The organism is Enterobacter sp. PL_is379, assembly GCF_055817355.1.
In genome coordinates this window covers 93,331-106,665 of sequence record NZ_JBVPGT010000029.1, presented here as the reverse complement: position 1 = coordinate 106,665, position 13,335 = coordinate 93,331, and the positions used below count along the sequence as shown (strand labels likewise).

Here is a 13,335-nt window from a genome sequence, read left to right as displayed (position 1 = left end):
ATAACATCATGTCTGTAAAATTACAGTTCCTGAAGAAGTTGCAGGCACGCCAACCTGCACCTGTTCCTGCCATCAGCAAGAGTCAGGCTGATATTGCAGAGTTTCGCCAGCGAATGGCCCAGCTTCAGGATCAAATGGACGCGTGGCTGACGGATACGGGACTGAAAGTGGAGCCACTGACCGTATCCGTTCCGGATCTGCTGGTGGAGGGCGGGGTTTTTGAGATTTCCGGTATCGTTTTGCGCTATGACAGCCGGGCGGTCAAATTTATGCCGATCTTTCTGTATGGACAGGGCGTCGCCGGTTGTGTCGAGGTGACTTTCTATTCCGGGGACAAGGTGATTTCTCAAGGACGCCTGTTCATGAGGGTGGGGAACGCAAATGGCTGGATCTTTACTCCCCCTGATACCTCATCCCGGTCCGGACAACTATTTGATGAAGGTGTATTTTTCGGTCTGATTTTAGCGCTGCTGCCATAGGGATATTTCTGAGTCATTGCACTTTTAAACGCAAAATAGCCCCTCACATCAACTGACGAAATTAACCACACGGATATGCAGGCCCTCCAGGATGACCACACATATAACGTTAAAAACCGGCGGTGACCCGCGCACGCTGCCAGATTACGCCGCCCTCCGCGATGAGCTCAGCAAGCTGACGCATCCTGCTCGCCCGGATGTGAACTGGCAATATGTCGAAAAACGCTGCCTCTCTCTGTTTGAACAAAACGGTGTGGAGTTGCAGACTGCGGCCTGGTTCACCCTTGCCCGGACTCACCTGTCTGGATTGGCTGGCCTGAACGAAGGGCTGGCGATTCTGGAGGCCCTGATTAGCCATCAGTGGGACGTTTTCTGGCCGAAGACGCTACATACTCGTCTGGAAATTCTTAGCGGCCTGAGCCAGCGCCTGCAGCAGCGCATGCGTATGCTTCCACTCAACAATAGCCATCTTAGTGAGCTTTATCGTGCTGAAGCGTTGCTTACCCGGCTGAGTGCGGTGCTCCAGCGCCTTGAACTGAAACACCTAAGCCAGTTCGATACGTTACGAACAATGATACGTTCGAATGCTGAACGGCTGGAAAGCAGTAATGACGCATCCGATCTGAATGCACGCATGATGCCCGGTTGCGAATTACCTCAGGAAAGGGCAGAGCCGGTTGACGAAGTGAAATGGGTTTATGTTGTGCAGCCGGAAAATCAGCCCAATGCAGAGGATCGTGCGACAGCGCATGGGGCTGTCAGACCATGGAAACCCTTTGTCGCCGGGATGTGTTCTATGCTGGTGGTCAGCGTCGCCGTGGCGTGGGGAGGGGGCTTTCTGTCCAGACCCGATCCCTTAACGGCTCAGGCTATTGCCTCGCTGGCACCGTTACCTGAAGCGCTTACACCTGCTCAGCAAGACGCGTTAGCACAGCGAGGCACTTTCCCGTCCACGTTTATCACAGAAACGCAGCAGCAGCTTGCCCGACTGGATAAATTGCCTCCTGACTGGAATATTTCCTACAGCCTTCAGCTGTTAGCGCAACTCCAGGCATTGCGGCCGGAGGAAGCAAAGCCGCTCGCCGTACAGTGGCAGCAAAAATTTAACGCGGCGGCGTTGCCTGCTGAGGCCATGAACAGCTGGTATCAGGGAATGATGAAGCTTCAGCAACTGAGCCACCGGCTGAGTAGTCTGGATGAACAAAAAGGAAAATACATCACGGTGAGTGAGCTTAAATCGGTGGTTTTTTCGACTATACAGTCATTTAACCAAACAATACCGGCTGAAGAACAACTCAGACGCCTGTCACAGCATCCAACAGGAGGTGTGCTTCCTGAAGCCGAAAAGACCCAGCTGGAGTTGCGTCTTAAACAGCTGGCAACGCGTTACGCTCAAATAAAACGGGATTCTTCTTCGCAGTGAATTCTGCGGTGGACAGGCGAATTTGTTCAACAACGCGTGGAAGTCAAAGTGTCCCCTGCAGGAATCGAACCTGCAACTAGCCCTTAGGAGGGGCTCGTTATATCCATTTAACTAAGGGGACGAGGCGGCACGAGTATAGCCTTATTTACACTGTGCGTTAAGCGCATCGCCGCCTGACTGCTCAAAGAGTCACCATTCAGGACAATTTTTTTGTCGATTTATCATCATTTTCCCGTGCCTTAAGCTCAGCTTTGCGTTTGTTCGACATGTCGTTACGGATTTGAGCATGGCTTAACAGCGCGAAGATAAACGTTCCGCCGCAGATGTTTCCTGCCAGCGTCGGAAGGGCGAACGGCCAGAAAAAATCGCTCCAGTGAAGCGTACCGTTGAAGACCAGATACAGTATTTCAACGGTACCGACCACGATATGCGTGGTGTCCGCGAGCGCAATCAGCCAGGTCATCAGTATGATCACCACAATTTTGGCGCTCCCCGCTGAAGGAAACATCCAGACCATTGTGGCGATGATCCAGCCGGAGATGATGGCATTCGAGAACATCTCCACCGGGGTGTTTTTCATCACATCCATGCCAATTTTCACAAACGCGTCCCGGGTGGGTTCATCAAAGATCGGCATGTGTTCAAACGCCCAGGCCGCGATGCCCGTGCCGATGATATTACCCAGCAGAACGACGCTCCACAGACGCATTAATAAACCGAAATTGCCGAGGGTGGGGTTTTGCATTACAGGCAGAACGGCGGTCACCGTGTTTTCGGTAAACAGCTGCTGGCGGGCCATGATGACAATAATAAAGCCGAAGGTATAGCCGAGATTCTCGAGTAAAAATCCGCCGGGTACACCCTCCAGCTGCACATGAAATATCCCTTTCGCAAGCAGAGATGCGCCCATTGAGAGCCCGGCAGCGATGGCTGACCAGAAGAGGGCCATCGCGTCGCGCTCCATCTCCTTTTCACCATCCTGACGTATATGTTCGTGGATGGCCATCGCGCGGGAGGGGAGGCGATCTTCATCAATTTCTATCTTCTCGCCGCGCGCTTTCTCCTCGCTTTCAATTTCAAGTTCCTCACTGTTCTCGCCAATTTTTTCTTCGCCCACGTCTTTCATATTTGCTCCCGGAGGTTGATCTTTTTGTTAAGCGTAGCGGCTTTTATCGGAATGCCTGTGGGGATGCTCTTAAATTGGCGGCAATGGCAACAAAGGTGATACATCTCTTTCAAAAGACATTATAAAATTGCCAGCGAAACGAATTCCAAAAGCCAGGCTATGCTGAGATCAGAGTCACGGTGGTTACTGCCCGTAATTGTGCTCATAGACATCGGTAAACGTGCTGTTACAATCGCTTGCACGTTTACAGACGGAGCGTCAACGGCTCCGTTACGGATGGCAATCAACGATAGCCATACTGAACAGGGAGATATTTATGAAACTTCGGCTGTCGGCGCTTGCGCTGGGCGCGACGATGCTTGTGGGCTGCGCCAGCTCCGGTGAGCAAACGGGACGCTCCGATCCTCTCGAAGGATTTAACCGCTCAATGTATAGCTTCAACTACAACGTGCTGGACCCGTATGTGGTTCGCCCGGTGGCAGTAGCATGGCGCGATTATGTTCCACAGCCCGCGCGTAACGGATTAAGTAACTTTACCAGCAACCTCGAAGAGCCTGCGGTAATGGTGAACTATTTCCTGCAGGGCGATCCGTATCAGGGGATGGTGCACTTTACCCGCTTCTTCCTGAACTCCATTCTGGGGATGGGCGGCTTTATTGATGTCGCAGGTATGGCGAACCCGAAACTGCAGCGTGAACAGCCGCACCGTTTTGGTAGTACGCTGGGGCATTATGGCGTTGGTTACGGCCCTTACGTTCATCTGCCGTTCTATGGCAGCTTCACCGTGCGTGATGACGGCGGCGATATGGTCGATACGCTATATCCGGTTCTGTCGTGGCTGACCTGGCCGCTTTCTGTGGGTAAATGGACGGTGGAAGGGATTGAAACCCGTGCGCAACTGCTCGACTCTGATGGTCTGCTGCGCCAGTCTTCTGACCCGTACATTATGGTGCGTGAAGCGTACTTCCAGAATCATGACTTTATCGCCAACGGCGGTAAGCTGAAGCCGGAAGAGAATCCAAACGCGAAGGCTATCGAAAACGAACTAAAAGATATCGATTCACAGTAAATAAAAAAGGTGAGCAATGCTCACCTTTTTTGATTCCAGTACGATTAGAACGCGTAGTTGAAGTTCGTACCGAACAGCCAGGCTTTACCTTCAGAGGTAAACTCGTAAGGGCCTTCCTGGAACGTCACTTTCTGACCGTGCATATAAGAAACGCCCGCATCGATGGATGCATTCTCGTTGAACGCATATGTCGCGCCTGCACTTAACCAGAAGCGGTCCTGATCCGGAATCGAAATGGAACGCTTGTCTGCCGGAACCGGGCTGTCGTCAAATGCAATACCGGAGCGGAAAGTCCAGTTTTTATCGTAGTAGTAGGTGGTACCCAGCGCAATACGATAGGCGTCGTGGAAGCTTTCGTCCTTATAGAACAGCGTTTGACCATTGGTTCCGGTCGCTTTCAGCTCCTGGAACTGGCTCCAGCTGGTATAGGCCAGGCTATAGTGAATAGCCCATTGTGGTGCAACGCGGTTGTAACCGGACACTTCCCACATTTCTGGCAAATGCAGCGACAGTGAACCTGGAACGGTCTGGTTTGACGTTCCCCAAGGAATGGTGGTACCTGCACCGGGAACCAGGTTGTTCACAGGCTTCAGGATGCCGCTCTTGTAATCGCCGTCGAAGTCAATTTTCACTTCGGAACGATAGGTCAGACCCCAGCGGTTGTTTTTATCCAGTTCGTACAGGATACCGGCGTTCCAGCCATAGCCCCACTCATCACCTTCAAGGCTGGCAATTTTATTGCTGTTTTTTGGCAGGCGAGCAGTCTGTTCCCCGGAATAACGTTCGATTTTGGCATCGGCGTAGACGGCATCAAAGCCCAGGCCAAAACTCCAGTTATCGTTCAGGCGATACGCACCGCTCAGGTTGAGGTTCAGCGTGGTAAGGTCTGTTTTACCGCCGTATTCACCTGCCGGGTAGTTGTTATTGAACTCAGTAGCAAGGCCGTAGTTAGACGTTACGGATGCACCCCAGCCAAACTGTTCATTGATAGGCGCAACGAAGTGCAGGTTAGGGATCCATGCTGTTGGGGCAATATTGTCCGCTTTAAGACTCGCACCCGTATAAGGCGACTTACCGGAAATGTTTACATCAGGATCGATATAAACCGCACCGGCAGAGAAGGTCGGACGATCAAACATCATGATCAATGCAGGGTTACGACTCGCGTTACCTGCATCATCAGCAATAGCGCCTTCCCCGGAATATGCGCGGCCAAGGCCAGAGGAAGAAAATTCGTTTAACTGAAAGCCCGCTGACCATGCGGAAGTGGAGACGAGTGCCACTGCGACTGCCAGCGCAGTCTTGTTGAACAGGGTTTTCTGGCTCATGACCATAACCTCATTGAGTTATTTTTATTCAATAATTGTTACATACCGTAACAGGAGCGCGAAGTGTAGGGTCTGAGGTATGACAGACAAATCAGACCAGTGGCCAGAGTATAGGTCTGACCAGCCGGAATGTTGCAAGTTTGTTTATTAATATTTTCAAACATGTTTCGTGAAACGAGATCTGGTTGGCAAAATTGTGACCATCGAGACTCACCCAAAAGGGTGGTTTTTGTTTTAGATCATTTTTTAGTGTGATATTGGTCACTTATCCGATTTTGCGCCATTAACGGCTGGAGAGAGCCCGCGCCGGGGCGTAAAATAGCAGCATCGTGTTTATCTCGCGCGCTGCGCGAATACAGAGGAAATTGAGCTATGAGTAAATGCAGTGCTGATGAAACCCCGGTTTGCTGCTGTATGGATGTTGGGACCATCATGGACAACACCGATTGCACCGCCTCTTACAGCCGCGTATTCACCAACCGTGCCGAAGCGGAAGAGACCCTGACTGCGCTGAGCAAGCGTGCGCGTGACGTTGAATCCGATCCTTGTGAAATCAAGTCTACCTTTACCGAAGTGGAAGGCGGCGTGAAGCTGGACATCGACTTTGTTTTCGCCTGCGAAGCAGAAACGCTGATTTTCCAGTTAGGCCTGCGTTAATTTCTGCGGCCTGATGCCCTCACCCCGGCCCTCTCCCACGGGAGAGGGCGCAAACATTAAAAACGGTAACCTACGGGTTACCGTTTTGCTTTTACCTTGCGCACCCGGCAACATACCGCACAAATGCCCCTGCCATGCAGGGGCATTTTCTTTTTCTTCTCTGTGTTTTAGCTCGCACTTTTTCGTTTCCCCGATTGGCTGAATGTAAAAAAATGGTTAAGACTATTATCAGGTCAGACCACTTTGAGTTTGCAAAAATTTTTTACAGGGGAGTGTTATGAGTCAGGCATTACCGCTTATTACCCGTCAGGGCGATCGCATTGCCATAGTCAGTGGATTGCGCACGCCATTTGCGCGTCAGGCAACGGCGTTTCATGGCATACCGGCCGTCGACCTGGGGAAAATGGTAGTGGGGGAGATGCTGGCTCGCAGCGAAATTCCGCCTGAGGTCATCGAACAGCTGGTTTTCGGCCAGGTCGTGCAGATGCCTGAAGCCCCCAACATTGCGCGGGAAATCGTCCTTGGTACCGGGATGAATGTGCACACCGATGCCTACAGCGTCAGTCGCGCCTGTGCGACCAGTTTCCAGGCCGTGGCGAACGTCGCCGAAAGCCTGATGGCGGGGACTATCCGCGCCGGGATTGCGGGCGGGGCGGACTCCTCTTCGGTACTGCCGATTGGGGTCAGTAAAAAGCTGGCGCGTATCCTGGTCGATGCTAACAAAGCCCGTACGACGGGTCAGAAACTCAAACTCTTCTCGCGTTTACGTCTGCGCGATCTGATGCCCGTGCCACCTGCCGTAGCGGAATATTCCACCGGTCTGCGCATGGGCGATACCGCCGAGCAGATGGCGAAAACCTACGGCATCACCCGTGAACAGCAGGATGCGCTGGCGCATCGCTCGCATCAGCTTGCGGCAAAAGCCTGGTCGGAAGGCAAGCTGACCGACGAGGTCATGACTGCCTATATTCCCCCCTACCGGGAACCGATCGCGGAAGATAACAATATTCGCGGCACCTCGACGCTGGCAGATTACGCCAAACTGCGCCCGGCGTTTGACCGCAAGCACGGCACGGTGACGGCGGCGAACAGTACGCCGCTGACGGACGGGGCCGCCGCCGTGCTCCTGATGACCGAATCCCGTGCGAAGGAGCTGGGCATTACTCCCCTGGGCTATTTACGCAGCTATGCCTTCACCGCCATTGATGTCTGGCAGGACATGCTGTTAGGTCCGGCGTGGTCCACGCCGCTGGCGCTGGAGCGTGCGGGGCTAACGCTGGCCGATTTAACCCTGATTGATATGCACGAAGCATTTGCCGCGCAAACCCTGGCCAACGTCCAGCTGCTGGCAAGCGAGCGTTTCGCACGCGATGTGCTGGGCCGCGCCCATGCTACAGGTGAAGTGGATCAGAGCAAATTCAACGTGCTGGGCGGCTCTATCGCCTATGGTCATCCGTTTGCCGCCACCGGCGCGCGAATGATCACGCAAACATTACATGAACTCCGTCGCCGTGGCGGCGGGTTTGGCCTTGTTACCGCCTGTGCGGCGGGCGGCCTTGGCGCAGCAATGGTTCTGGAGGCTGAATAATGGATATGCCATCTGCATTTAATCTGACGGTTCGCCTCGATAACGTGGCCGTTATCACTATTGATGTGCCGGATGAAAAGATGAATACCCTGAAGGCCGAATTTGGCGTTCAGGTGCGCGCGATGCTAAAGCAGATCCGCGAGAACAAAGCCATTCGCGGCCTGGTGTTTATCTCTGCCAAACCCGACAACTTTATAGCCGGGGCGGATATCAACATGATCGCCCGGGCGCAAAGCGCGCTGGAAGCCGAAGAGCTGGCGCGTCAGGGCCAGCAGGTCATGGCGGAGATAAACGGCCTGCCGATCCCGGTTATCGCCGCGATCCACGGTGCCTGTCTGGGCGGCGGGCTGGAGCTTGCGCTGGTGTGCCACAGCCGTATATGTACCGACGATCCGAAAACCATTCTGGGTCTGCCGGAAGTGCAGCTGGGCTTGCTGCCTGGCTCCGGCGGAACGCAACGACTGCCGCGCCTGGTGGGCGTCAGCACGGCGCTGGAGATGATCTTAACCGGTAAACAGCTGCGAGCTCGTCAGGCGCTGAAGGCCGGTCTGGTCGATGACGTCGTGCCGCAGTCCATTTTGCTGGAGGCCGCCGTTGAGCTTGCGCTGAAAGGGCGTCAGGCAAGACGTCCTCTACCGGTACGCGAGCGCGTGCTGGCCGGCCCGCTGGGCAGAACGCTCCTGTTCAACATGGTGGGCAAAAAGACCGAACAAAAGACCAAAGGCAATTATCCGGCGGCAAAGCGGATCCTGGACGTGATCGAAACCGGGCTGTCGCAGGGCAGCAGTAGCGGCTATGCCGCGGAGGCCAAAGCCTTTGGCGAACTGGCGATGACGCCGCAGTCACAGGCGCTGCGCAGCATCTTCTTCGCCAGCACGGACGTGAAAAAAGACCCGGGCAGCGAGGCATCGCCTGCGCCGCTGCGTGCCATTGGCGTACTGGGTGGAGGACTCATGGGCGGCGGTATCGCTTTTGTTACCGCCAGCAAAGGCAAATTGCCTGTACGCATCAAAGACATTAATCCTAAGGGGATCAACCACGCGCTGCAGTACAGCTGGCAGAACCTTGATCAAAAGGTCAAGCGCCGCCATATCAAGGCAAGCGAGCGTGATAAAACCCTGGCGATGATCTCCGGCACAACGGATTACAGCGGTTTTGCGCACCGCGATCTGGTGATTGAAGCCGTGTTTGAGGATCTTGCGCTTAAGCAGCAGATGGTGGCAGACGTTGAACAGCATTGCGCCGCGCATACCATTTTTGCCTCCAATACGTCGTCATTACCGATTGGCGATATCGCGGCGAAAGCCACGCGTCCGGAGCAGGTGATCGGGCTGCACTTCTTTAGTCCGGTGGAAAAAATGCCGCTGGTGGAAGTTATTCCACACGCAACCACCAGTCCGCAAACCATCGCCACGGTAGTCAAGCTTGCGAAGAAGCAGGGTAAAACGCCGATCGTGGTCGCAGACAAAGCCGGCTTCTACGTCAACCGCATTCTGGCGCCCTACATTAATGAAGCCATGCGGCTGCTGACGGAAGGTGAGAAGATCGAGCACGTTGACGAGGCGCTGGTAAAGTTTGGTTTCCCCGTTGGCCCAATCCAACTTTTGGATGAGGTGGGAATAGACACCGGCACTAAAATTATACCTGTACTGGAGGCGGCTTATGGCGATCGTTTTAGCCCGCCTGCAAACATTGTTTCTGCAATTTTGAAGGACGATCGCAAAGGCAGAAAAAATGAACGCGGTTTCTATCTTTACGGCGCGAAAGGGCGTAAAAGCAAGAAACAGGTCGACCCTTCGGTTTATGGGCTTATTTCGACCACCGGTCAGGGAAAACTGTCCGCCGTTCAGTGCGCTGAACGCTGCGTGATGATGATGCTCAATGAAGCGGCGCGCTGCTTTGGTGAACAGGTTATCAAGAGCGCGCGCGATGGCGACATCGGCGCGGTATTTGGCATTGGTTTCCCGCCGTTCCTTGGCGGCCCGTTCCGTTACATGGATACGCTCGGCGCGGGTGAAGTGGTTGCTATCCTGCAACGTCTGGCTTCGCAATATGGTCCACGGTTTACACCGTGTGACGAATTATTGCAGATGGCGGAACGGGGCCAGACATTTTGGCCTGCAAGGGAAACTGTCCTCGTAAGCTGAGGTCAAAGAAGGGTAAATCCTGAAGTGAATGAACCTGTTCTGGCGATTTTGTAAACAGAGATTGACTATACTTACGCCATTGAGGTAAAAAACAGCGTTTCATTCACCGAATGGATCAGGCACAATGCCCGACCATCGGGTTTTCTACCTCGCAGCATTTATCGCGGGTAGTTAACGCCGGTGATTCTGGTTAACAAAAGCGGTGCAATATGCAAGTTTTTATCATGCGTCACGGCGACGCGGCACTCGATGCCGCCAGTGACTCAGTACGTCCTTTGACCGTCTGTGGCTGCGACGAATCTCGTCTGATGGCGAACTGGCTTAACGGTCAAAAAGTGGACATCGAACGCGTTCTGGTGAGTCCGTTCCTGCGTGCAGAACAGACGCTGGACGTGGTAGGGGAGTGTATGAACCTGCCATCCAGTGTGGATGTTCTCCCTGAACTCACCCCGTGTGGTGATGTCGGCCTTGTCAGCGCCTATCTTCAGGCGCTGTGCAATGAAGGTGTCGCTTCCGCGCTGGTCATTTCCCACCTGCCACTGGTTGGCTATCTGGTATCTGAGCTGTGCCCTGGCGAGACCCCGCCGATGTTCACGACATCCGCCATTGCCAATGTTTCTCTCGACGAAACGGGCAAAGGTGTCTTCAACTGGCAAATGAGTCCGTGCAACCTGAAGATGGCAAAAGCCATCTGACGTGACGTGCGATATGGCGGGGTGCAATGTGCTTCCCGCCATTCTGTCAGGGCAACTCTGGCGGCTGCCACTCTTCCACTTCAATCAACACCAGCAATGCGGCATCTCCGCCGTACTCTTTTGGTGCCTGATGAAACGCCATCACGTGTGGATGCTGAGCCAGCCACAGCGGCGTCTGCTGCTTGAGGATATGTTTACCGTGGCCATGCATCACGCAGGCGCAGAAAACATGTTCACGACGACAGGCTGCAATCAATGCCCCCAGTTCCTGTTTCGCCTGCATCTGCGTTAAACCGTGCAGATCGAGAAACAGCTCCGGCGAATAATCTCCGCGACGTAACTTTTTCAGCTCAAAATGGCTGATGTCTTCGCGTACATATTTCACCGCACCCTGAGTATTGAGCAGCGGCTGAAATTCATCTGAAAAATAGTGGCTGTTATCCGCCTGCTCCTGCAGCAGACGTTTGACCGGTACTTCGCTGATTTTTTTACGCTGCGGGCGATGGACAATCGTGTCCTGCGTGATTTTACGCGTCCCGGTCATTAGCTGCCGGAAGAGCGCCTGATCCTCCTCGCTGAGCGATGTTTTCTTTTTCATTCGTCATTCTCATCTCGTATTTCCGACAGTGTACCCGACTAAACGCATTTTTTAACCTCAAGCGAGACGCGTCATTGCTGATTTATCGCCGTCTTCATGGCAAACTAGCCGCCGAAAATTATGCGAGCATGCCCTGGAGGAAAGAGTGGATAAAATATTTGTCGATGAAGCAGTAAACGAGCTGCATACCATACAGGACATGTTGCGCTGGTCGGTTAGCCGCTTCAGCGCCGCCAATATCTGGTACGGACACGGTACCGACAACCCGTGGGATGAGGCCGTGCAGCTGGTGCTGCCGTCCCTCTACCTGCCGCTGGATATTCCGGAAGACATGCGCACCGCGCGCCTGACCTCCAGCGAAAAACACCGCATCGTTGAGCGCGTGATCCGCCGCGTGAACGAGCGAATTCCGGTCGCCTATCTGACCAACAAAGCCTGGTTCTGCGGCCACGAGTTCTATGTCGATGAACGCGTGCTGGTGCCGCGCTCGCCGATTGGTGAGTTGATTAACAACCACTTTGAAGGCCTGATTGGCCATCAGCCGCAGCACATTCTGGACATGTGTACCGGCAGCGGCTGCATCGCCATCGCCTGCGCTTACGCCTTCCCGGAAGCGGAAGTAGACGCCGTTGATATCTCCACCGACGCGCTGGCCGTGACCGAGCACAACATCGAAGAGCATGGGCTGATCCATCACGTTACGCCAATTCGCTCTGACCTGTTCCGCGATCTCCCAACGCTGCAGTACGATCTGATCGTTACCAACCCGCCGTACGTTGATGCGGAAGACATGTCCGATCTGCCGAACGAATACCGTCACGAGCCGGAGCTGGGTCTGGCGTCAGGATCTGACGGCCTGAAGCTGACCCGCCGCATTCTGGCCTGCGCGCCGGATTATCTGACCGACGACGGCGTTCTGATTTGTGAAGTGGGCAACAGCATGGTACATCTGATAGAGCAGTACCCGGATGTGCCGTTCACCTGGCTTGAGTTCGACAACGGCGGTGACGGCGTCTTTATGCTGACGAAAGCGCAGCTGCTCGACGCGCGTGAACACTTCAGCATCTATAAAGATTAATCCAGCGGGCTTCGGCCCGTTTCACAACGCTCAAACACAAACAACAACATCGGAGCCGTGATGGCAGGAAACAGTATTGGACAGTTATTCCGCGTGACCACCTTTGGCGAGTCGCACGGGCTGGCGCTGGGCTGTATCGTTGATGGCGTACCGCCAGGCATCGAACTGACCGAAGCCGATTTGCAGCACGACCTCGACCGTCGTCGTCCGGGCACCTCTCGCTACACCACGCAGCGTCGCGAGCCGGACCAGGTCAAAATTCTCTCCGGCGTCTTTGAAGGCCGCACTACAGGCACCAGCATTGGTCTGCTGATTGAAAACACCGATCAGCGCTCCCAGGACTACGGCGCCATCAAAGACGTGTTCCGTCCGGGCCATGCCGACTATACCTACGAACAAAAGTACGGCTTCCGCGACTATCGCGGCGGCGGGCGCTCTTCCGCGCGTGAAACCGCGATGCGCGTGGCGGCTGGCGCCATTGCCAAAAAATACCTGCAGCAGAAATTTGGCATCGTTATCCGCGGCTGTCTGACCCAGATGGGCGACATTCCGCTGGCGATCAAAGACTGGGATCTGGTCGAGCAAAACCCGTTCTTCTGTGCCGATGCCGACAAGCTGGACGCGCTGGACGAACTGATGCGCGGCCTGAAAAAAGAGGGCGACTCCATTGGGGCGAAAGTGACCGTCGTGGCCGACGGCGTCCCACCAGGCTGGGGCGAGCCGGTATTTGACCGTCTCGACGCCGACATCGCCCACGCGCTGATGAGTATCAACGCGGTGAAGGGCGTTGAGATTGGCGACGGTTTTGACGTGGTATCCCTGCGCGGCAGCCAGAACCGTGACGAGATCACGAAGGCGGGCTTCCAGAGCAACCACGCGGGCGGCATTCTGGGCGGTATCAGCAGCGGGCAGCAGATTATTGCCAACATCGCGCTGAAGCCAACCTCCAGCATTACCGTGCCGGGCCACACGATTAACCGCGATGGCGAAGAAGTTGAGATGATCACCAAAGGACGTCACGATCCGTGCGTGGGGATCCGCGCGGTGCCGATCGCAGAAGCGATGCTGGCGATCGTGCTGATGGATCACTTCCTGCGCCAGCGCGCGCAGAATGCGGACGTGACGACCACCATTCCACGCTGGTAAA

Annotated in this window: 12 protein-coding genes and 1 tRNA gene; 9 read left to right on the top strand and 4 right to left on the bottom strand. The window is 54.6% G+C overall.

Going from position 1 to position 13,335, the window contains the following annotated elements; genetic code table 11:
• Positions 1-8 precede the first annotated feature (8 nt).
• On the top strand, positions 9-479 hold the full coding sequence (locus tag AC0TOY_RS13030; RefSeq protein WP_473721928.1) for a hypothetical protein: 471 nt from the start codon (positions 9-11) through the stop codon (positions 477-479).
• 91 nt (positions 480-570) lie between these two features.
• Positions 571-1,902 carry a VasL domain-containing protein gene (locus AC0TOY_RS13025; RefSeq protein ID WP_061714704.1) on the top strand — a complete coding sequence of 444 codons (1,332 nt, stop codon included), beginning with the start codon at positions 571-573 and terminating at the stop codon, positions 1,900-1,902.
• A 49-nt stretch (positions 1,903-1,951) separates the two neighbouring features.
• On the opposite strand, the gene AC0TOY_RS13020 is transcribed toward AC0TOY_RS13025, so the two are convergent.
• Both AC0TOY_RS13020 and AC0TOY_RS13015 read right to left on the bottom strand, forming a co-directional pair.
• Positions 1,952-2,023, bottom strand: a tRNA-Arg gene (locus AC0TOY_RS13020).
• 75 nt (positions 2,024-2,098) lie between these two features.
• Positions 2,099-3,028 carry a formate/nitrite transporter family protein gene (locus tag AC0TOY_RS13015; protein WP_024907656.1) on the bottom strand — a complete coding sequence of 310 codons (930 nt, stop codon included), beginning with the start codon at positions 3,026-3,028 and terminating at the stop codon, positions 2,099-2,101.
• Between the two features lie 316 nt (positions 3,029-3,344).
• On the opposite strand from AC0TOY_RS13015, the gene mlaA reads away from it, so the two are divergent.
• Positions 3,345-4,097 (top strand): phospholipid-binding lipoprotein MlaA, encoded by a 753-nt coding sequence (gene mlaA / locus AC0TOY_RS13010; protein ID WP_024907657.1) that lies wholly within the window; start codon positions 3,345-3,347, stop codon positions 4,095-4,097.
• A 44-nt stretch (positions 4,098-4,141) separates the two neighbouring features.
• Here the strand turns inward: mlaA and fadL are convergent, their stop codons facing one another.
• Positions 4,142-5,425: a long-chain fatty acid transporter FadL gene (fadL, locus tag AC0TOY_RS13005; protein WP_024907658.1), complete on the bottom strand. Its 1,284-nt coding sequence runs from the start codon at positions 5,423-5,425 to the stop codon at positions 4,142-4,144.
• A gap of 372 nt (positions 5,426-5,797) precedes the next feature.
• Here fadL and AC0TOY_RS13000 point away from each other — a divergent pair, with 372 nt between their 5' ends.
• The 4 genes from AC0TOY_RS13000 to sixA all read left to right on the top strand — a co-directional run bounded on the left by AC0TOY_RS13000 (position 5,798) and on the right by sixA (position 10,512).
• On the top strand, positions 5,798-6,082 hold the full coding sequence (locus tag AC0TOY_RS13000) for a YfcZ/YiiS family protein (RefSeq protein WP_024907659.1): 285 nt from the start codon (positions 5,798-5,800) through the stop codon (positions 6,080-6,082).
• A gap of 277 nt (positions 6,083-6,359) precedes the next feature.
• The gene (gene fadI, locus AC0TOY_RS12995; RefSeq protein ID WP_473721927.1) at positions 6,360-7,670 is read left to right on the top strand and encodes an acetyl-CoA C-acyltransferase FadI; all 1,311 of its coding nucleotides are present in this window, start codon (positions 6,360-6,362) and stop codon (positions 7,668-7,670) included.
• Entirely contained in the window at positions 7,670-9,817 is a 2,148-nt protein-coding gene (gene fadJ / locus AC0TOY_RS12990) for a fatty acid oxidation complex subunit alpha FadJ (RefSeq protein WP_473721926.1), read from the top strand. Before fadI ends, fadJ begins: the two co-directional genes overlap by 1 nt.
• 209 nt (positions 9,818-10,026) lie before the next feature.
• A complete protein-coding gene (gene sixA / locus AC0TOY_RS12985) occupies positions 10,027-10,512 on the top strand; it encodes a phosphohistidine phosphatase SixA (RefSeq protein ID WP_024907662.1) in 486 nt (161 codons plus the stop codon).
• A 46-nt stretch (positions 10,513-10,558) separates the two neighbouring features.
• Here the strand turns inward: sixA and smrB are convergent, their stop codons facing one another.
• Positions 10,559-11,110, bottom strand: a complete 552-nt coding sequence (gene smrB / locus AC0TOY_RS12980; RefSeq protein WP_407820690.1) for an endonuclease SmrB — start codon at positions 11,108-11,110, stop codon at positions 10,559-10,561.
• A 145-nt stretch (positions 11,111-11,255) separates the two neighbouring features.
• Here smrB and prmB point away from each other — a divergent pair, with 145 nt between their 5' ends.
• Positions 11,256-12,188, top strand: coding sequence for a 50S ribosomal protein L3 N(5)-glutamine methyltransferase (gene prmB / locus AC0TOY_RS12975; RefSeq protein ID WP_008502612.1), 933 nt, complete (start codon positions 11,256-11,258; stop codon positions 12,186-12,188).
• A gap of 60 nt (positions 12,189-12,248) precedes the next feature.
• Positions 12,249-13,334 carry a chorismate synthase gene (gene aroC, locus AC0TOY_RS12970; RefSeq protein WP_024908934.1) on the top strand — a complete coding sequence of 362 codons (1,086 nt, stop codon included), beginning with the start codon at positions 12,249-12,251 and terminating at the stop codon, positions 13,332-13,334.
• Position 13,335 lies beyond the last annotated feature (1 nt).